Origin of the sequence: Rhizobium sp. AB2/73, from assembly GCF_020871915.1 — a bacterium.
GTDB lineage: Bacteria > Pseudomonadota > Alphaproteobacteria > Rhizobiales > Rhizobiaceae > Rhizobium > Rhizobium dioscoreae.
On the sequence record NZ_CP067071.1, the window covers coordinates 2,862,501 to 2,882,233 of the forward strand.

The window sequence follows — 19,733 nt, forward strand, 5'->3', positions numbered from 1 at the left end:
GAGCTGATCGTCAACGGCACGAAAGTCGATCCCTTACGCATCCGCCTTCCGGGCGGCAAATCGCTGGAGGGCGACGCACTCGCCAAGTTCCAGGAAGAACGCAAGCGCATCGACACGCTGCTTACCGACGAGAAGACGAAGCAGATAGCCAGCAAGTAGCCTCGGCCACTCGGCCTATTTCATGCTGAGCTGTCAACACTACGCTACGGCCGATAGCAAAATGGCGGCCCGAAGACCGCCATCCGCATTTATTCAACAGCCGCAGTTTAGGCCGCTTCGTTTACCGCCTGACGCGGGCGGAACAACAGCCGGTCCGAACCGCTGGTGACCTTGACGAGCGAGCCATCCGGAATCTGCCCGGACAGGATCTGCTCGGCGAGCGGATCCTGGACATATTTCTGGATCACCCGCTTCAGCGGCCGTGCACCGTAGACCGGATCGTAGCCCTTGTTGGCCAGCCAATGGCGGGCATCGTCATCGAGTTCGAGCGTGATCTTGCGTTCCGACAACAGTTTCAGCAGACGTTCGAGCTGAATGTCCACGATCGCGCCCATCTCATCGCGCTTCAGGCGATGGAACAGGATGATCTCGTCGATACGGTTCAGGAATTCCGGCCGGAAATGCGACCGGACGACTTCCATCACCTGCTCGCGCACCAGATCGCTGTCATCGCCGTCCTTCAGCTGGGTGAGATACTCGGCACCCAGATTGGAGGTCATGATGATCATCGTGTTGCGGAAATCGACCGTGCGGCCCTGCCCGTCCGTCAAACGTCCGTCATCCAGAACCTGGAGCAGGATGTTGAAGACATCGGGATGCGCCTTCTCGATCTCGTCGAACAGCACGACCTGGTAGGGCCGGCGACGGACGGCTTCGGTCAATGCGCCGCCTTCCTCATAGCCGACATAGCCGGGAGGGGCACCGATCAACCGCGCCACGGAATGCTTTTCCATGTACTCGGACATGTCGATGCGCACCATTGCCGTCTCGTCGTCGAAGAGGAAGCGGGCAAGCGCCTTGGTCAGTTCCGTCTTGCCGACACCCGTCGGACCGAGAAAGATGAACGAGCCGATCGGCCGGTTCGGATCCTGCAGGCCGGCGCGCGAGCGACGAACGGCGCGCGACACAGCCTGAACGGCGTCACCCTGGCCGACGACCCATTTTGCCAACTCGTCTTCCATCCGCAGCAGCTTGTCGCGCTCGCCTTCCAGCATCTTGTCCACGGGAATCCCGGTCCAGCGGGAAACGACCTGGGCGATATTGTCAGCGGTAACGACCTCCTGCACCATGGAATCGCGGGCACTATCCTGCTCTTCCGCGGCGTTCAATTCCTTCTCAAGATTGGGGATCACGCCATAGGCAAGCTCGCCGGCGCGCTGGAATTCACCCTTGCGTTGGGCAATGGCGAGCTCATTGCGGGCATCGTCGAGCTGCTTCTTGAGATCGGCGGCAAGACCGAGCTTCTGCTTTTCAGCCTGCCAACGCGCGGTCAGTGCATCGGCTTCCTCTTCGAGAGAAGCAAGATCACCCTCCAGCCGCTTCAGCCGGTCGGCCGAGGACTGGTCGGTTTCCTTTTTCAGCGCCTCACGCTCGATCTTCAGCTGAATGATGCGGCGATCGAGCTCGTCGAGCTCTTCCGGCTTCGAATCCACCTGCATACGCAAGCGCGCTGCAGCCTCGTCCATCAGGTCGATGGCCTTATCCGGCAGGAAGCGATCGGTGATGTAGCGGTTCGACAGGGTCGCGGCAGCCACCAGCGCAGCATCGGCGATGCGCACCTTGTGATGCTGTTCGTATTTTTCCTTCAAGCCGCGCAGGATCGAGATCGTGTCTTCGACCGTCGGTTCCTCAACCATGACAGGCTGGAAGCGGCGGGCAAGCGCCGGATCCTTCTCGACATGCTTGCGGTATTCATCGAGCGTCGTCGCGCCAACGCAATGCAGCTCGCCGCGCGCAAGCGCCGGCTTCAGAAGGTTGGATGCATCCATGGCGCCATCAGCCTTGCCGGCGCCAACAAGGGTGTGCATCTCGTCGATGAACAGGATGATCTCGCCATTTTCCGACTGCACTTCGTTGAGAACGGCCTTCAGCCGCTCTTCGAATTCGCCGCGGAATTTCGCGCCGGCAATCAGCGCGCCCATGTCGAGCGCCATCAGCTTCTTGTCCTTCAGCGATTCCGGCACGTCGCCATTGACGATGCGCAGCGCCAGGCCTTCGACGATCGCCGTCTTGCCGACGCCGGGCTCGCCGATGAGAACCGGATTGTTCTTCGTACGGCGGGACAGGACCTGGATGGTGCGACGAATTTCGTCGTCACGACCGATCACGGGGTCAAGCTTGCCTTCGCGCGCCTCGGCGGTGAGGTCGCGGGCATATTTTTTCAAGGAATCGAAGCCCTGCTCCGCATTGGCGGAGTCAGCCGTGCGGCCCTTGCGGATATCATTGATAACCTGATTGAGGGCGACGGGCGTGACGCCCGCGTTTTTCAGCGTCGCCGAGGTCGACGCCGTAGGCTCGATCGCCAGCGCCTGCAAAAGACGCTCGACGGTGACGAAACTGTCGCCCGCCTTCTTGGCCGCATCTTCTGCGGTCGTGAAAACCTTGGCGAGCGGCTGTGAGAGATAGACCTGGCCGTCACCGCCGGAAACTTTCGGCAGTTTGGCAAGCGCGGCATCATTGGCGATACGGGCAGCCTTGGCGTCGCCGCCGGCACGTTCAATCAACGAGGCGGCCATGCCCTGATCGTCGTCCAGAAGCACCTTGAGAACGTGCTCGGGCGTGAACTGCTGATTACCCTGTGCAAGCGCATTGGTTTGAGCGGATTGCAGGAAACCGCGTACCCGCTCGGAGTATTTTTCAATATTCATGTGAGACCTCCATGAATCGCTCTGCCCGGACCCGGCACAGACCGATGATTGAGATTGAGCCCCCTCTAGAGGCAGGCCCCGCCTTTCCGCCATTGAGATTTGCGGCAAGACAACTGGAGGAAATATGGGAGGATATCTGGAGAGTTTAAAGGGTATAAAACGCGAAAAAAAGCGCGAGATTTGTCACCATAGCCCGCCGACTTATTGACCGGCTCATCCAGCCCAACTGCGGCTTCGGCCGTCGATGACATCGAATCTTTTCTCTTGCGACCTGATAACCATTCCGCCCATTCCATTCGCCCATAGCAAAACGGCAACGGTGATGCCCATAGCATCGCCGTTGCCGTTTCAATATCGTGACCACCTGCGCCAGAAGGCGCAGAAGTCTTATTCAGAGGTTGCGTCCGCCAAGGCCGGAGCTTCGCCCGAAGCGGCTTCGCCCTCACCGTCGGCACCGGCAGCGCTGCGGCGCGGCTGGCGGCGCGGGCGGTTACCGCCGGCACTGCGGCGGCGCGGCTGGCGCTCGGTGGTTGCCACGGCCGGAGTTTCCTCTTCGATCGCCACTTCGGCGGGAATCCCTTCGATCACCGGCTGCGGACCGGTGCCGTTGATGACCTCGGGCTCGCTGGCCGGAGCGGCAGCAACCGCTGTAGCAGCCTGCTGCTGTCGACCGTGGGGCTGAGCCATCTGCGGCTGATCGTCGATCTCCTGCGCATCGATATCGTCGATATCGCGCTCGGCATTATCGCGGTCATTGTAATTGTGATGATCGTCGCGCTGGTAGCGCTCCTGCATCTGCGCCTGCGCGCTGGCAATGATCCGATTGTAATGCTCGGCATGCTGCAGGTAGTTTTCCGCCATGACGCGGTCGCCGGAGCTTTGAGCATCGCGAGCCAAGGCCGCGTACTTCTCGGCGATGTGCTGTGCGGTTCCGCGGATTTTCACATCGGGACCGGAGCTGTCGTAAGTCCTGGTCAGCGGGTTCGAGCCCTTGCGGTTGAAATTGTTGTTGTTATTTCCGCCGCCGCCGCCGTTGTTGTTGTTACCACGCCCCCGACCGCGCTTGTTTTGCTGTCCTGGCCTCATAGATCCTTCACCTGAATTCTCTTCGTTGGGATAAAATCATACACGGCACCTGCCGCCGCGGGTCGGATACTTCCGAACCGGGCCTGCGTGCCGCAAGCAAACTGCGCTTTAGCGCTCGTCTGCCGCTCGACTACGTCAGATTAACTGATCACGCATTGGGTTATCTTCAACCTTTGACACTCTTATCAGAGAGCGGATCCCCGAGGCTGTCCAAGATGAGCGAATCGTCTCGTTCATTCCCAGCCGCCCAACGCGTGAACGCAACCTATATTGCTTCCTCAGGAAATCCAAGCTTTTTCTTTGCGATAACAACGGGGTTCCACAAATCCGCTGCAAAATGTCACGTTAATGTTGAAATTCAAACACAAGAACCCGGTCATTCTGGCCGTAGTCCCGAACCGCCTCGACAAGGGAAAATCCTGCTCCTTCAAAAACCGAAGTCACCGTTTCACGCTGATCGTAGCCGATCTCCACACCAATCATACCGTTCTGATATAGAAATCGAGCCGCATCCTTTGCGATCGCCCTGTATGCATCCAGCCCATCAAGGCCCCCATCAAGGGCCGTGGGAGGATCGAAATCCTTTACTTCTGGAGCGAGAGTGGAAATGACACTAGACGCAATATAGGGCGGATTTGAGACAATCACGTGAAAACGTTCGTGGATGGCTTCAAACCAGCTTCCATGCGCGGTCCTGAACCGCGCCGCCAAGCCATTTCGCTCCGCGTTCCCGCGAGCGGTTTCCAGCGCTTCGCTGGAAATATCGGAACCAACGCCCATCGCTTTAGGGCATTCATGAAGCAGGGCCAAACAAATGGCCCCGGTTCCCGTTCCGATGTCCAGTATATGGATATTGCCGATCTGGGATTCAAGACGCCTGACATGTGGCAGCATCGTATCGACGAGGATTTCCGTATCGGGCCGCGGCTCGAGCGTCGCCGACGAAAGCCGCAGCGAAAGACCATAGAACTCCCGCTCGCCGAGAATGCGATAGACCGGCTCGTGATTGAGCCGGCGAGCGATCGCCGCGCGTACCATCACCGTATCATCCTCGGATACGGGCTCGGAACCGTGCGTTACGAACCCGGCTGCGGAAAGATGCAGAAGACCGCCGACAAGAATGCGTGCTTCCGTGGCGGGATCGTCGAAATCGGCCCCGGCAAAGCGGGCGCGCGCCTCCTGCAGGAGCTCGGATGCGGTCGGTCCCTGCCCGCCACTCATGCCTGTTCGCCGAGCTGGGCAAGCTGGCTTGCCTGGTAATCCGCCAGCAGCGCATCGACCACCTCGTCGATCTCGCCCACCATCATCCGGTCGAGCTTGTAGAGCGTCAGGTTGATGCGGTGATCGGTGACGCGCCCCTGCGGGAAATTATAGGTGCGGATGCGCTCGGACCGATCGCCGGAGCCGACCTGGCTTTTGCGGTCGGCGGAACGCTCGCTGTCGGCCCGCTGGCGCTCCATGTCGAACAGGCGAGACCGCAGAACCTGCATGGCTTTGGCGCGGTTCTGATGCTGCGACTTTTCCGAGCTCGTGACAACGATACCCGAGGGAAGATGGGTGATGCGCACGGCCGAGTCGGTCGTATTGACGTGCTGACCACCGGCACCTGAAGAGCGCATTGTGTCGATGCGGATATCCTCGGGCCGGATCTCGATATCGATTTCTTCGGCCTCCGGCAGCACGGCGACGGTCGCCGCAGAAGTATGAATACGCCCGCTCGCTTCCGTTTCCGGCACACGCTGCACGCGGTGAACACCGGATTCGAACTTCAACCGGGAAAACACGCCCTTGCCGCTGATGGTGGCGATGATTTCCTTGAAGCCGCCCGCTTCGCCCTCGCTCGCCGAAAGCACTTCCACCTTCCAGCCATTGCTGGCGGCAAAACGCTCGTACATGCGGAAGAGATCGCCAGCGAAAAGGGCCGCTTCGGAGCCGCCGGTGCCGGCGCGGATTTCCAAGATCGCGCTCTTCTCGTCGGCGGCATCCTTCGGCAGAAGCTCGATCTGGATCGCCTTTTCCAGCGTCTCGATCCGCTCCTTGACCTCGGGCAGCTCCATTTCGGCAAGATCGCGCATATCGCGATCGACGGACTTGTCGGAGAGCATGGTTTCGAGATCGGCAGCCTCGGCAAGAGCGCGCTCGTAATCGCGGATTTTGGTCACGACCGGCTGCAGCTCGGAATATTCGGAAGCAAGCTTCACATAGACATCCGCGGCCGGACCGGCGGACATGCGCGCCTCGATCTCGCCGAAGCGGCGTTCCAATTCGCGCATTTTTTCAACAGGGAGCTTCGCCACCCTCTACTCCAATTCTTCTTATTATCTCTGCTTTGATGTTGTGATGCGCGTGATCCTGCCTGCAAACCGCTTCGTGCTTTTCAGGATCGCGCGCTAAAGCGGAATATTGTGGCTCTCGGCAAAGCGCACAAGGATATCCCGCATGGAATTCGTCGGCTGCTTGTCATCGAGTGCGGCTTCCATGACTTCGGACAAAGCCTTGAGGTCAAGCCCGAGCAGCATTGCCTTGACCGGCCCGATCGAGGCCGGCGACATTGAAACCGAGCGGAAACCGATGCCGAGCAGGGCCATGGCCGAAATCGTCTTGCCCGCCAGTTCGCCGCAAAGCGTCACCGGCGTCTTGTTGCGTTCGCCAGCCCGCACAATATCACGCAGGATACGCAGGAACGGCCGCTCGAGCGGATCGAAGCGATCCGAAACGCGGGCATTGCCACGATCGACAGCCATCGAGAACTGGAACAGATCGTTGGAGCCGACCGAGACGAAATCGACTTCCGCCATCAGCTCATCCAGCTGCCACAGCAGCGCCGGCACCTCAAGCATGGCGCCGAACTGCAGCTTGCGCGGCAGGCTATGCCCGAAGCGCGAGAGGTGCTGCACTTCCTTCTGCAGGAGCTCACGGACGGCCCTGATCTCGGAAACTTCCGTGACCATCGGCACCATCATCTTCAATTCGTTGTCAGCCGCAGCCTTCAGCATGGCCCTCAGCTGCGTACGCAACAGGCCCGGCCGGTCGAGCGAGAGGCGGATGGCACGCCAGCCGAGCGCCGGGTTCTCCTCCTCATGTGCCCGGAAATAGGGCACGACCTTGTCGCCGCCAATGTCGAGCGTGCGGAAAGTGACAACGCGGCCACCCGCCTGCTTCATGACATTGCGGTAGAAGGCCTCCTGCTCATCCGCCTTCGGCATGGTCGAGGCGATCATGAACTGCAGTTCGGTGCGGAACAGGCCGATACCCTCGGCGCCGGATTCGGAGAGCTGCGGCAGGTCGACCAAGAGACCGGCATTCATCAGCAGAGAAATGCGCTGCCCGTCCTTGGTGACCGGCTCGACGGAGCGCAACGCACGGAACTGCTCCTGCCGACGGGCGCGAAACCGCACCTTCTCTTCATAGGAACGTTGATGATCGGCCATCGGCCGCAGGTGCACGTGACCGCCATCGCCGTCGATGATGACCGGATCGCCATTTTCCGCCAGCGCGACAACACCTACCGCCTGTCCGACGACCGGAATACCCATGGCGCGCGCCACGATGACGACGTGGCTCGTGACCGCGCCCTCTTCCAGCACAAGACCGCGAATATTGGAACGCGGATAGTCGAGCAGCTCTGCCGCACCCATGGCACGGGCAAAGATGATGGCATCGCTCGGGAAACCTTCGGCGCTGGTGCGGCCCGCATGGCCGATGAGCTGCCGGAGCAGCCGGTTCGCCAGATCTTCGAAATCATGCATGCGTTCGCGCAGATAGGGATCAGTCAGGCGCATCATGCGCGCCTTTGTGTCGCTCTGCACCTTTTCGACGGCGGCTTCAGCGGTCAGGCCGTTGCGGACGGCTTCCTCGAGCTTGCGCACCCAGCCCTGGTCGTGCGCGAACATGCGGTAGGTTTCAAGCACCTCGCGATGCTCGCCTTCCATGGACACGTCACGGCGCGACAGCATGTCGTCGATCGAAATACGCAGCGAACCGAGTGCCTCGGCGAGGCGGCCGATTTCCTTGTCGGCATCCTCGTTCAAGAGATTGGTGACGACGATGCGCGGCTCGTGCAGCACGACATAGCCGAGGCCGATGCCTTCATTGTAGCTGTCGCCATCGATCGTAACGGAGCGAGTGAGATCGAGTTCCAGGCCAGGCTTGGTGATCTTCTTCAGCTCGCCGGTTGCGATCATCTCGGCCAGCACCATGGCCGTCGTTTCGAGCGCCTCCAGTTCTTCCTCGCGATAATTGCGGCTCGCCTTGTTCTGGACGACGAGGACGCCGAGCGAACGGCCGGTGCGCAGGATCGGCACGCCGAGGAAGGAGTGATAGATCTCTTCGCCGGTTTCCGGCAGATAGCGGAAGGCCGGATGCGATTGTGCATCGGAAAGATTGAGCGGCTGGGCGGATGCGGCAATCGTGCCGACCAGGCCTTGCCCCATCTTCAATTGCGAAAGGTGGACGGCCTCTTTGTTCAGACCTTCGGTGGCGTAAAGTTCAAGGACACCGTCGGCGCGCAGCACATAGACCGAGCAAACCTCGGCAACCATGTTGCTGGCAATCTGGCGGACGATCCGGTCAAGGCGCTCCTGCGGCTCCAGCGGCTCCGCCATCAATTCGCGTAGCCGCTTGAGCAGAACGCGTGGACCGCCGGATAGGTCTCTCATTGCGCCACTAGCTCCCGAATCAAGATGTCATGCCTGTCTTGCCCACGTCAGGGCCGGCCGAAACTCGCCTCCGTCACGGTCCGTCGTCAGCAATCGTGACTCAACTCTTATCCAGACCGTAGCAGGAATGCAAAGTCCTGACTGCGAGTTCTGCATAAGGACCGTCGATCAGGATGGAAATCTTGATTTCTGACGTCGTAATGGCCTTGATGTTGATGCCTTTTTCGGCAAGTGCCCTGAAAGCGGTCGCAGCCACGCCTGCATGCGAGCGCATGCCGATGCCGATGACCGAAACCTTGACCAGACCTGATTCGCTCTGGACGACGTCGTAGCCGATCTTTTCCTTGTTTTCGCCAAGAACGCGCAGCGCCTTCTCGACGTCGCCCGAGGGGACCGTGAAGGTCATATCGGTCTTGGAGCCGTCTTCGGAAATGTTCTGGACGATCATGTCGACATTGATGTGGTTTTCGGCCAGCGGCCCGAAGATCGCGGCGGAAACACCCGGCCGGTCAGCAAGACGACGCAGCGAGATCTGAGCCTCATCCTTGGCATAGGCAATGCCGGTGACTACTTCCTGTTCCACGATTTCTTCCTCGTCACAAATCAGCGTTCCGGGCGGGTTAAGCAGATCGCCCATGCCCGGAGCATCGGGATCCTCGAAAGAAGAGCGCACGAAAGTGCGGACCTTGAACACCATGGCGAGCTCGACCGAGCGCACCTGCAGCACCTTTGCACCGAGAGACGCCATTTCGAGCATTTCCTCGAAGGCGATCTTCTTGAGGCGGCGCGCCTTCGGCTCGATGCGCGGGTCGGTCGTGTAGACGCCATCGACATCCGTGTAGATATCGCAGCGATCGGCCTTCACGGCGGCGGCGATCGCAACGGCCGACGTGTCGGAACCGCCGCGGCCGAGCGTCGCGACGCGATTGTCGGGACCGAGGCCCTGGAACCCGGCGACGACGGCGACCTGCCCTTCCTTCATGCGGCGGATCATGTCTTCGCCGTCGATGTCGAGAATGCGGGCCGCACCATGCGCATTGTCGGTGCGGATGGGGATCTGCCAACCCTGCCACGAACGGGCGTTGATGCCCATGGCCTGCAGCGCAATCGCCAGCAGGCCGGAGGTAACCTGCTCGCCCGAAGCCACGACGGCGTCATATTCGCGCGCATCATAAATCGAGTGATTGGCGCCGGAGACTTTCGGCATGTTCTGCACCCAGCCGACCAGTTCGTTGGTCTTGCCGGACATGGCGGAAACGACGACTGCCACTTCGTGACCGGCATCGACCTCGCGTTTCACATGGCGTGCAACGTTCTTGATACGGTCCAGATCCGCGACGGAGGTCCCGCCGAATTTCATCACGATGCGTGCCATGTGCCTCTACCAGTACCCTGCGCCGGGCGGCCAAATGCGGAAAGCCCGACATGCAAAATCGCCCTTCCGGTTCGGTAGCCGGAAAAGCGTGATCTCAATGGGGCCGTCTCTTAGCGAGTTTGTCGGGCAGGCGCAATAGCATCGGACGTCAGAGGCGACGAAAAGTTTACTCTAAAAATCCACTTTTAAGCTCGACCAGAGCTTGTCGAGAATGCCCCCTTCCTTGGGGATATTTTCTTTGTTGAGGAAGGTGGCGACAAGCACGCCGCCTTCCGGCCGGCCGGTCGCGACGATCTCATATTCCATGACGTCGTCGTCCGTGGTCGTCTCTGCCTTCACGCCCTTCAGCACGGTGCCGCTCGGCAATGTGCGCTGGGTCGCTCGCTTGCTGATTTTCGCGCCGCCATTGATACTCTCCTGCACCATCTGCTGGAGTACGACATCGGTATAGCCGGAAGGGTTAAGACCCTTATAGACCTGCACGATGATGCCCGTGCCGATCGGCGTCATCAGCGCATATTGCTGCACGCCGTCGCCGAGATCCGTTTTTGCAACCGTGAACTTGCCATCATGATCGAAGGAGAATTTGCCGCCGGTGAAGGTCACCGTCTCGCTGCGCTGCAGCTCCACCGGGACCTTGCGGCCATCCTTCATGGTGACTTCGAGCGTATCGCCGGGATTGATGCCGACGCTGACTCCGTCGATCGTCAGGCGAAACCCCTTGCCGTCCCCGGCGCATGCATGGCTGGCCGCAAACCAGCACATGGCGACGACCGTCGCGAGACGGAGTGGTCTCATGAGGAGCTCCTCTACAGGCCAGTCGATCGCAATCGATCCCGGTTCCGAAAGTCCATTTCACAACCCCGCGATTGATCGGCCATAAGATACCGCCGTGTCAACCTCCGCACCGCAATTCGCATCGCGCAATCGAGATACCCCACAGCTGATCGAAGGCCGCAGGCCCTTGACATCGCGCATCGATCGTCCGACTTCACCCTTCAGGTAGAATTATTGCTTGCAGTCGTCCGAACCGCGGAACGACGCAAATGATGGAGTGAGCCATGAGCGAAACGGCAAAGAGCACGATCGACCAGAGCGAAGTGGACCGTTTTTCCGCCATGGCGGCTGAATGGTGGAGCCCGACCGGCAAGTTCAAACCGCTTCACAAGTTCAATCCGGTCCGTCTGGCATATATCCGCGACCGCGCCTGCGAGAATTTCGACCGCGATCCGAAGAGCAGCCGACCGCTTGAGGGCCTTCGCGTGCTCGACATCGGCTGTGGCGGCGGTCTGCTGTCGGAGCCGGTAGCGCGCATGGGCGCCACCGTGATCGGCGCCGATCCCTCGGAAAAGAACATCGGCATCGCCTCGACGCACGCAAAAGCCTCCGGGGTTCCCGTCGATTACCGTGCCGTCACCGCCGAGCAGCTGGCCGAAGCCGGCGAAACCTTCGATATCGTGCTGAACATGGAAGTGGTCGAGCATGTCGCCGACGTCGAATTCTTCCTGTCGACCTGCGCAAAAATGGTGCGTCCCGGCGGCGTGATGTTCGTTGCGACCATCAACCGCACCATGAAGGCGGCAGCCCTTGCCATCTTCGCCGCCGAAAACGTGCTTCGCTGGCTGCCTCGCGGCACGCACCAGTATGAAAAGCTTGTCCGCCCGGAGGAGATCGAAAAGCCGCTTGCCGCAAGCGGTCTCGATATCATTGCCCGCACGGGCGTCTTCTATTCGCCGCTGCAGGACCGCTGGAACCTCTCGAAGGATATGGACGTCAACTACATGCTTCTGGCGAAGCGAGCGAACTTGGGCTGATCGCGCATCTGCGAATCCGCCTCAGACCTTCAATGTCAATACGTGTGCCAGCAACTCGCGCTGGCCCACGGCGTTGCGAGCAACGATCTCTTTAATGCGAAGGCGATCGATCTCCTGAGGCCGGCCAGCAGGCCCATAGGGCTGCTTGAACGAGAAGGCAGCCGGGCCGGCACCATGATCGTGCAAATGTTCCAGGCGCTCGACGCCATCCCTCCATTCCGGAATGGTCCCGTGATCCACCCACCAAAGGACAAGCGGCGGCCAGCTCTGCCTGATATTCCAGTGTCGTCCATGTTTCAGGGCGTCGGCATGGACGCCGCTATAGGTGAATGCCATAAGCGATTCGATATCGGCCCAAAGCGACAAGGATGATGGAGCGGTCTGAAAGCCGCTGCCCTCAATGAAGCGCGGAAAGACCTGCTCGCCCCAGCAGGGAATGCCGGGTTCGCCCGCATAACCGGAGCGACCAATGAAGCCGTGAGCATGGGCCGCAGCCTCGAAATTCGCTGCTTCCCGCAGCCGAAATCCCTCGACCTCAGGACTGTCGTAGGCCGCGACATGCAGCCCGAAATTATACATGGCGAGATGCTTGCTCGCGCTCGCCGGCATCAGTTGATATCGTCTGGCAGCACGGGAATGGCAGCGATCTCGATACCTTCCTCGACGAGGGCTTGCGCCTCATCGGGCGTCGCTTTGCCGATGATCCCCCGCGCATCCGCTTCGCCGTAATGGATCTTGCGGGCTTCCTCGGGGAACTTGGTGCCGACATCCTCGGCATTGGCCTTTATGGCATCGACCGCTTCCTTGAGTTTCACCAAGGCCTGCTTGCGCGCTGCGTCCATCGCGAGGGTCTGCATCTCGTCCTTCTTGCGCACCGTCGAAACCGAGGGCGCCATCAGCAGCTTGGAGATCGCAGCCGAATTGCAGACAGGACAGGTAAGGAATCCGCTTGCGACCTGGCGGTCGAAATCGGCACTTTCGGAAAACCAGCCCTCGAACTCATGGGCATTGTCACAGGTAAGCGAATAACGGATCAAGCAGCGACGCCTCCAGCCGCCGGCGTCGCGATCTTCTCCAGCGAAAATTCGCGCGCATTCTTCAGGTTCGGTATCTTGTCATGGGCTGATTTGACGGCAGCGATATCGATCTCGGCGATGACCACGGCCTCGCCCGTGCCACCGGCGGATGCCAGCACCTTGCCCCAGGGATCGATAATCATCGAATGACCGAAGGTCTCGCGGCCATCCTCGTGCTTGCCGGCCTGGGCGGCGGCAATGACGAACATGCCGTTTTCGATGGCGCGGGCACGCAGCAGGATTTCCCAATGCGCTTCGCCGGTCTGCTTGGTGAAGGCGGCAGGTACCGTCATCACCTCGGCGCCGGCAACAGCCTGGGCGCGGAAGAGCTGCGGAAAGCGCAAATCGTAGCAGATGGAAAAGCCGAGTTCGGCGAACGGCAGCGATGCGATGCGCGCCTCCGACCCCGGCCGATAGACCGCGCTTTCGCGCCAGCTCTCGCCATTGTCGAGATCGACGTCGAACATATGGATCTTGTCGTAGCGATTGATGAGCTTGCCGTCAGGACCGAAGAGGAAACCGCGATTGGCGATCTTGCCGTCATCGAGCGCAATGGCGGTCGAACCGATATGCAGGTATATGCCGAGCTCTTCTGCCAGTCCGGACGCCGTCTTGACGATGATATCGTTCGGCTCGTCACGCAGCACAGCGCGCAGGCCCGGACGATCCTTCTGCACCGCGCCGGTCATCTCCGGCGTTTGCACATAGACAGCACCTTGCGAAGTGGCGTCGCGCACCAAGCGCACCATATCAGCCGCGTTCTTCACCGGATCGACACCGGAACACATCTGGATGGCGGCAGCCTTGAAGCTCATCGGTTTCTCCCTCGTAAAGACAGGTCAGGCAGCCAGCATCGGATCGAGCTTGCCGGCCCGGTCGAGCGCATGGATGTCGTCGCAGCCGCCGACATGCTCACCATTGATGAAGATCTGCGGGAAGGTCGCGGCGCCGTTCGACTTCGCAATCATCTCCTGCCGCAGTTCGGGCGAATAGGTGGCATTGTGCTCGACATAGTCGACGCCTTTGGATTCGAGCAGGGATTTCGCACGGGCGCAATAGCCGCAGAATTCACGCGTATAGATGACGACGGATGCCATGATCCACTCCGGAAAAGCCTAGATTGATTGTCATATAAGATGGCCAACGACCCTTGCAAAGGTCAAAACCGTGACATCGGCCGCACCTGCTTTCTTCAGTGCGCGCGTGGCCGCGGCAACCGTGGCGCCGGTGGTATAGACATCATCGACCAGAACGATGCGCCGCCCGAATATATCGGCAGCCCGATGCTCGGAGACGGCGAAAGCGCCGCGCACATTGTCTTGTCGCGCCTTCGCCCCCAGACCCACCTGCTGGCTCGTGCGTTTGACGCGCAGGAGTGTTGTGGCAAGCAGCGGTTTGCCCGAGAGACGGGCAATGTGGCGAGCAAGCTCGGCAGCCTGATTGTATTTGCGCGCAAACAGCCGTGCTCGATGCAACGGCACCGGAATGATCGCATCGCAATCCGCAATCGTGCCGTCGCTGGCACGCTGCATCCAGCCGGCCATCATCGGCGCGAGATCGGTACGATCGCGGTATTTCAGGCTGAGAACGAGATCGCGGACGATACCATCGTGAACCGCAGCGGAGCGCAGGCGGTCGAAGACGGGCGGATCGGCAATCGCCTCAGCGCTCAGAATGCCGGCACCAAGATCATGGGAAAACGGGCTGCCCAGCACCTCGCAATAGGGCCGTTCGATGAAGCGGATACCGGACCAGCATGTCGGACAGAGGCCTCGATGCGCGCCGACCGAAACCCCACAGCCCGGGCATGCGGGCGGATAGACGAGATCGGCGAGCGCCACGAAGGGCCTTTTCAGCCCGGCACCCAGCATCGAAAAGGTGATTTCGCGTCCCATCATCCCCATATGATTGACACTAGCAATTCCGGGAAAAGTGTATAGCGATTTTCCGTCCGGGATGCGCAAGAGAAAACGCGCGTGCCCGGCACGCGCCGCCGAATTGATGATAGTGCAGGAAACCACCATGGAAATCGTGTTCGACCAATCGCTGCTTGCAGCCCGCAAGCGCCGGGCCTTAAGACAAGGCGACCCGAAAGCGGCATTCCTGCTCGACATTGCCGCCGGCGAACTGGCGGAGCGGCTTGGCGTCACCGAACGCCATTTCGACGAAGCCGTCGAGCTGCATGGCGCGACCGGCGTAGCTGCGCACCTTGCTCTGGCAACCGGCAAGATCGGCCATTTGAAAAGGATCGAAAACGAAATGGGTTTTGCCGCTCCCGGCGAGGCCCTTATCGAAGCGCCGCCGGAAGAACTGCCGCTGGAGCCGGAATCGGTCAATCTCGTGCTTTCCCCGCTCAGTTTGCATGTCACAAACGACACGCCCGGCGTCTTCATCCAGATCCGCCGCGCGCTGAAGGCGGATGGTCTTTTCCTGGCGGCGATCCCCGGTTCCGGCACCCTGCAGGAGCTGCGCGAGGTCTTGCTTGCGACCGAAATCGAACTGACGGGGGGCGCAAGCCCGCGCGTCATCCCCTTTGCCGATGTCCGCGATGTCGGTGGCCTCCTGCAGCGTGCCGGCTTTACCCTGCCCGTCATCGACGCCGAAACCTATACGGTGCGCTACGACAATCTCTTTGCCCTGATGCGCGATCTGCGGGCCATGGGCATGACCAATCCGCTGGTCGACCGCAGCCGCAAGCCGCTGACGCGTGCCTTCTTCCTGCGTGCGGCCGAGCTTTACGCCGAACGCTATTCCGATCCGGACGGGCGGATCAGGGCGACATTCTCGATCATCTACGTCTCAGGCTGGACGCCGCATGAAAGTCAGCAGAAGCCGCTGCGGCCAGGGTCGGCCAAGGCACGGTTGGCCGATGCGCTCAAGGTCGAGGAACACAAGCTGAAGCAGTAGACGGTCGCTTCAGTTCTGGGACGCCGCCGAATTCTGTATCGTATTGGACAGGAGGTTGAATGTGCTTGAGAGGCTGCCTCCGAAGGCGCCGACACCGCTGATAATCGCAGCCGACATCAAGGCTGCGATGAGGCCATATTCAATGACCGTGGCACCGGTCTTATCGGTGAAAATACGCCGAACGGAACGCATAAGCTCGAAGCTCCCAGCATTGGACAACTGATGAATCCGATGCTCGTCATGGCATCCGGCAGGCTATGCTCATGCACCAGAGCGTTTGTGCTTTCTTTAAATCGCAAAAACGCTCAATCTTTTGTTTCTACGCAATTCCGGACGGAAAACCGCTACGCACTTTTCCTGGGATAGCTCTATTGGCAGCCGCTGTCGGCACCATAACCCTGGACGATACAAACCGAACCCGGCTCCTGCTGCAGAACACTACGACGGATCGTATACCGCTTGCCGTTTTCCGTCTGCGGGATCGAACCCGTGGTAATATTGTCAATATCCGGCGCGCTTGCAAGCACGCGCGATTTTGATTTGTCGGAGAGCATCGGCGTGAGAATAAGCGAAAGCGCCACCGCCGCCGTACCGAACAGCAAAGCGATATTCAACGCGCCCGTCCTGCGCGACGTGGAATAGGACTGCTCTTTTTCCTGAACAGCTTTCCAGAAATCGTCGTCCATTATGTCAAGCCTTCTTTAACGCACCCAACAACCCGCTTGATTGAGAGAATTGAATGCCAGAAGGTCATAAACGATCCCTTAATATCCACATGCAAATTAATGAGACGTAAAGTTCCGGGACAGTGCGTGATTCGCACTATCGGCCTGATATTAAATGGCTAATTCTCGTTAACCATATTTGCGACGTATTGCCTTGACGCATTTCAAACCGTCACTGCGTGAACCTAAAAAAGATCCGCCCCACGACGAGACATCAAATTCGGTCCGGAGAGGCACGCACTGGACGAAAATTTCATCGATACATCAAATAATAGAGATTGACACTTGCGCGCCATGATATATCGCCAAGCTACATTTTGTTATCCTGGGTTGCGTGAATTTACACATGGCGGGTTTGCTCAAGGCGGTTGGCGGTTTGGTGATTGGTATTGCGATCCTGTTCGGGATTGCGACGTTGTTTAGTGGAAGTGCAGCCGGCGTAGCGGCGGGGCTGATAGGCGCCCTTTCCTACGCTTTTAACGGCGCCGTGATTTTTGCCCTTGGACTAATGCTCGAACATTTGGAGGCAATTCGCCGCGAATGTGACAGGCAATCTGACATGCTGACGGATTTGCTCCGCAAAATGCCGAAGACGGATGCGTCCCCTCGAGAGCCTGGTGTCTCCCAACTCGATCAGCTTGCAAAATCAAGTTTCAAATTCAGAGATATCTAGATACCGGCGCTGCCTCAGCCCTTGCCGTAAAAAGCTAAAGCAGATCCTGCAGGAACGGGATCAACGGCTCGTCGGCCGGCGGCATCGGGTAGTCGCGCAGAGCCTGGGGTCGCACCCATTTGATCGCCTGCCCTTCCCGGCCATGCGGGATTCCTTCATAGCGCCGGCAGATATAAAGCGGCATCAACAGATGGAAGGTTTCGTAGGTGTGGCTGGCGAAGGTCAGCGGCGCGAGACAGGCGATTTTCGTCTGGATGCCAAGCTCTTCCTGAAGCTCGCGCACCAAAGTCTCCTCCGGCGTCTCGCCAGCCTCGACCTTACCGCCTGGAAACTCCCATAGGCCGGCGAGCGATTTTCCCTCGGGGCGCTGCGCCAGAAGGATACGGCCATCGGCGTCGATGAGCGCGCAGGCGGCCACGAGAACGATCTTTCGGCCAGCCTCGTTCATGCAGCCCCCGGCGGTCGCCAATAGCAATAACGATAGGCTTCGCGGAAACCGAAACGAACGTAGAGCGCCAAAGCCGGAGCATTGTCGGCGCTGACCTGCAGCCAAGCGGTCTTGGCGCTGCGCATCCGGGCCCAGCGAAGCGCCGAAGTCAGGATCTCCGCTCCGAGGCCCTTGCGCCGATGCTGCGGCGAGACGGCAACCGACATGACGCCGGCAAGATCGTTGTCCTGCACGCAAAGCGTTGTCGCCACCGGTCCGGCATCATCATTTTCGATGACAAAGAGGCCCGATGGCGGCTTGATGCCGCTCACCACCTCGGCCAATGCCGGCTTCAGAGCCGGATCGGCCTCATCAACGATGAGGCTCGCATCGACAAAACGGCCGACATCGTGGCTCGGCAGATGATCCAGCATGTCAGGCAATTCGAGATCGACGAGATTGGCGGTCATGACGATCGTCTCGTCGAAGCACGTCCAGCCGCGCTCCCGAAGGAGATCGATGAGCTTCGGCGAGGCGAGCGGCGTCTCGCGCACGACCATAGGCCTGCCATAAGCCTCGAACTTGCGCTGCGCCTTTGCCAACCGGATTTCGAGATCGCGATGGTCGGAAGGATCGAGCGGTACGACAGAATTCAGCCGCTTCGACGGATGACCCGCCGTTAGCCGGATTTGCCAGCTGCCATCATATTGCACCGACGAGGCGGGCCACGCCCGGAAACCGACGGCTTCCAGCCTGCGCACCAGGGGCAGCTTGTTTATCGTGGATTGCGCATGCATCAGCTAGGTATCAGCTCCGGTAGTCGCCATTGATGGCAACATATTCCTTGGTAAGGTCGCAGGTCCAGACCGTTGCGCGGCCATTGCCGAGGCCAAGATCGACCTTCACGGGAATATCCTGCTGCTTCATGACATTAGAGGCGGCTTCTTCCGAATACGAAGCGTCACGCTCGCCGTTGACGGCGACGCGGACATCGCCGAACCAGATGGCAAGTTTGTCGCGATCCGCCATTTCGCCCGCCTTGCCGACGGCCATGACGACGCGGCCCCAATTGGCGTCTTCGCCCGCGGCAGCGGTCTTGACCAGCGGTGAATTGGCGATCGAAAGGGCGATGCGCTTGGCAGCCGCGTCGTTTTCGGCGCCCGTCACCGTGATTTCCAGCATCTTGGTCGCGCCTTCGCCGTCACGAACGACCTGAATGGCGAGATCCTTCAGCAGCTCGTTGAGGGCTGCGCGGAAGGCACCGAGCTTCGGGTCGTCGGCGCGGTCGATATGCGCCTGACCATCAGCTGCGGCAGCGCCGGTGGCGAACAGCATCAGCGTGTCCGAGGTCGAGGTATCGCTGTCGACGGTCATCGAATTGAAGGTCGGCCCGACGCCTTCGGACAGCAGCGTCTGCAGCACGGCAGACGAAATATCGGCGTCGGTGACCACGAAGGAAAGCATCGTCGCCATATCGGGCGCAATCATGCCGGCACCCTTGGCAATACCGTTGATCGTGACCTTGACGCCGCCGATCTCGGCGGTGCGGGTCGCGACCTTCGGATAGGTATCCGTCGTCATGATCGCCTTGGCGGCCTCGAACCAGAAGTCGCTTGTCGCATCCTTGGCCATCGCGTCGAGCACTCCGGCGAACTTGCTGGCGTCAAGCGGCTCACCGATGACACCGGTAGAGGCGAGATAGACTTCATTTTCCCCGCAGCCGACGGCAGCCGCCGCGGACTTGGCGGTCAGCTCGGTCGCCTGGCGTCCCTTCAGGCCTGTAAAGGCATTGGCATTGCCGGAATTGACGACGACAGCGCGCGCGCTGCCGTGCGCCAGGTTCTTGCGGCAGAAATCGACCGGTGCCGAAGGGCACTTCGAACGGGTGAAGACGCCCGCTACGGCGGCCGGCTTGTCGAAGACCATCAGCAGGACGTCGGTCCGGTTCTTGTACTTGATGCCGGCGGAGGCCGTGGTCATGCGCACACCGCGAAGGGCGGGCATGGATACAAAGGTTTTGGGAGCGAGCGGAGAAACGGAACCGGACATGAGACCCACCTGAACGAGCATGATGCCGAAAAGTGTAGGCGGTTTTCGGATTACATCATGCTCTGCTTTTTAATTC

21 protein-coding genes (1 of these 21 only partly in view) are annotated in these 19,733 nt (G+C 60.0%); 4 read left to right on the forward strand and 17 right to left on the reverse strand.

What is annotated here, in order from left to right:
* Positions 1-159, forward strand: partial view of a M23 family metallopeptidase gene (locus tag I8E17_RS14125; protein WP_069612968.1) — the 3' portion only. Its footprint begins 1,782 nt before the window's first position; 159 of the gene's 1,941 nt are visible here — the last part of the coding sequence; the start codon falls outside the window, past its left edge; the stop codon is at positions 157-159.
* Between the two features lie 107 nt (positions 160-266).
* On the opposite strand, the gene clpB is transcribed toward I8E17_RS14125, so the two are convergent.
* From clpB to I8E17_RS14160, 7 genes are all read right to left on the reverse strand, one after another.
* On the reverse strand, positions 267-2,867 hold the full coding sequence (gene clpB / locus I8E17_RS14130) for an ATP-dependent chaperone ClpB (protein WP_069612967.1): 2,601 nt from the start codon (positions 2,865-2,867) through the stop codon (positions 267-269).
* Positions 2,868-3,254: 387 nt separating this feature from the next.
* Complete coding sequence (locus I8E17_RS14135; RefSeq protein WP_069612966.1) at positions 3,255-3,953, reverse strand: DUF4167 domain-containing protein; 699 nt, start codon at positions 3,951-3,953, stop codon at positions 3,255-3,257.
* 345 nt (positions 3,954-4,298) lie between these two features.
* Positions 4,299-5,174 (reverse strand): peptide chain release factor N(5)-glutamine methyltransferase, encoded by an 876-nt coding sequence (prmC, locus tag I8E17_RS14140; RefSeq protein WP_112723642.1) that lies wholly within the window; start codon positions 5,172-5,174, stop codon positions 4,299-4,301.
* Entirely contained in the window at positions 5,171-6,250 is a 1,080-nt protein-coding gene (gene prfA, locus I8E17_RS14145; RefSeq protein ID WP_069612964.1) for a peptide chain release factor 1, read from the reverse strand. The genes prmC and prfA overlap by 4 nt, the downstream gene beginning before the upstream one ends.
* A gap of 93 nt (positions 6,251-6,343) precedes the next feature.
* Positions 6,344-8,611 (reverse strand): phosphoenolpyruvate--protein phosphotransferase, encoded by a 2,268-nt coding sequence (ptsP, locus tag I8E17_RS14150; RefSeq protein WP_069612963.1) that lies wholly within the window; start codon positions 8,609-8,611, stop codon positions 6,344-6,346.
* Positions 8,612-8,711: 100 nt separating this feature from the next.
* Positions 8,712-9,986: an aspartate kinase gene (locus I8E17_RS14155; RefSeq protein WP_069612962.1), complete on the reverse strand. Its 1,275-nt coding sequence runs from the start codon at positions 9,984-9,986 to the stop codon at positions 8,712-8,714.
* 171 nt (positions 9,987-10,157) lie between these two features.
* Complete coding sequence (locus I8E17_RS14160) at positions 10,158-10,784, reverse strand: hypothetical protein (RefSeq protein ID WP_069612961.1); 627 nt, start codon at positions 10,782-10,784, stop codon at positions 10,158-10,160.
* Between the two features lie 263 nt (positions 10,785-11,047).
* Here I8E17_RS14160 and ubiG point away from each other — a divergent pair, with 263 nt between their 5' ends.
* The gene (gene ubiG / locus I8E17_RS14165; protein WP_113366670.1) at positions 11,048-11,800 is read left to right on the forward strand and encodes a bifunctional 2-polyprenyl-6-hydroxyphenol methylase/3-demethylubiquinol 3-O-methyltransferase UbiG; all 753 of its coding nucleotides are present in this window, start codon (positions 11,048-11,050) and stop codon (positions 11,798-11,800) included.
* Positions 11,801-11,821: 21 nt separating this feature from the next.
* Here the strand turns inward: ubiG and I8E17_RS14170 are convergent, their stop codons facing one another.
* From I8E17_RS14170 to I8E17_RS14190, 5 genes are read right to left on the reverse strand one after another with little or no spacing between them, the layout of a single operon-like run.
* On the reverse strand, positions 11,822-12,409 hold the full coding sequence (locus I8E17_RS14170; RefSeq protein ID WP_069612959.1) for a DUF3291 domain-containing protein: 588 nt from the start codon (positions 12,407-12,409) through the stop codon (positions 11,822-11,824).
* Positions 12,409-12,837: a DUF1178 family protein gene (locus I8E17_RS14175; protein WP_219511436.1), complete on the reverse strand. Its 429-nt coding sequence runs from the start codon at positions 12,835-12,837 to the stop codon at positions 12,409-12,411. The genes I8E17_RS14170 and I8E17_RS14175 overlap by 1 nt, the downstream gene beginning before the upstream one ends.
* Positions 12,834-13,691: a carbon-nitrogen hydrolase family protein gene (locus I8E17_RS14180; RefSeq protein ID WP_069612957.1), complete on the reverse strand. Its 858-nt coding sequence runs from the start codon at positions 13,689-13,691 to the stop codon at positions 12,834-12,836. Before I8E17_RS14180 ends, I8E17_RS14175 begins: the two co-directional genes overlap by 4 nt.
* Before the next feature lie 24 nt (positions 13,692-13,715).
* The gene (grxC, locus tag I8E17_RS14185; RefSeq protein WP_069612956.1) at positions 13,716-13,973 is read right to left on the reverse strand and encodes a glutaredoxin 3; all 258 of its coding nucleotides are present in this window, start codon (positions 13,971-13,973) and stop codon (positions 13,716-13,718) included.
* 30 nt (positions 13,974-14,003) lie between these two features.
* Positions 14,004-14,780 (reverse strand): ComF family protein, encoded by a 777-nt coding sequence (locus I8E17_RS14190; RefSeq protein ID WP_069612955.1) that lies wholly within the window; start codon positions 14,778-14,780, stop codon positions 14,004-14,006.
* 118 nt (positions 14,781-14,898) lie between these two features.
* On the opposite strand from I8E17_RS14190, the gene I8E17_RS14195 reads away from it, so the two are divergent.
* Entirely contained in the window at positions 14,899-15,783 is an 885-nt protein-coding gene (locus I8E17_RS14195) for a methyltransferase domain-containing protein (protein ID WP_069612981.1), read from the forward strand.
* Positions 15,784-15,792: 9 nt separating this feature from the next.
* On the opposite strand, the gene I8E17_RS14200 is transcribed toward I8E17_RS14195, so the two are convergent.
* Positions 15,793-15,975 carry a Flp family type IVb pilin gene (locus tag I8E17_RS14200; protein ID WP_069612954.1) on the reverse strand — a complete coding sequence of 61 codons (183 nt, stop codon included), beginning with the start codon at positions 15,973-15,975 and terminating at the stop codon, positions 15,793-15,795.
* A gap of 176 nt (positions 15,976-16,151) precedes the next feature.
* Positions 16,152-16,469 carry a hypothetical protein gene (locus I8E17_RS14205; protein WP_069612953.1) on the reverse strand — a complete coding sequence of 106 codons (318 nt, stop codon included), beginning with the start codon at positions 16,467-16,469 and terminating at the stop codon, positions 16,152-16,154.
* 385 nt (positions 16,470-16,854) lie between these two features.
* On the opposite strand from I8E17_RS14205, the gene I8E17_RS14210 reads away from it, so the two are divergent.
* Complete coding sequence (locus tag I8E17_RS14210; protein ID WP_069612952.1) at positions 16,855-17,181, forward strand: hypothetical protein; 327 nt, start codon at positions 16,855-16,857, stop codon at positions 17,179-17,181.
* A 34-nt stretch (positions 17,182-17,215) separates the two neighbouring features.
* On the opposite strand, the gene mutT is transcribed toward I8E17_RS14210, so the two are convergent.
* From mutT to argJ, 3 genes are read right to left on the reverse strand one after another with little or no spacing between them, the layout of a single operon-like run.
* Positions 17,216-17,629: an 8-oxo-dGTP diphosphatase MutT gene (gene mutT / locus I8E17_RS14215; RefSeq protein ID WP_069612951.1), complete on the reverse strand. Its 414-nt coding sequence runs from the start codon at positions 17,627-17,629 to the stop codon at positions 17,216-17,218.
* Complete coding sequence (locus I8E17_RS14220) at positions 17,626-18,405, reverse strand: GNAT family N-acetyltransferase (protein WP_069612950.1); 780 nt, start codon at positions 18,403-18,405, stop codon at positions 17,626-17,628. The genes mutT and I8E17_RS14220 overlap by 4 nt, the downstream gene beginning before the upstream one ends.
* A 10-nt stretch (positions 18,406-18,415) precedes the next feature.
* Positions 18,416-19,657, reverse strand: a complete 1,242-nt coding sequence (argJ, locus tag I8E17_RS14225) for a bifunctional glutamate N-acetyltransferase/amino-acid acetyltransferase ArgJ (RefSeq protein WP_069612980.1) — start codon at positions 19,655-19,657, stop codon at positions 18,416-18,418.
* Positions 19,658-19,733: the final 76 nt, after the last annotated feature.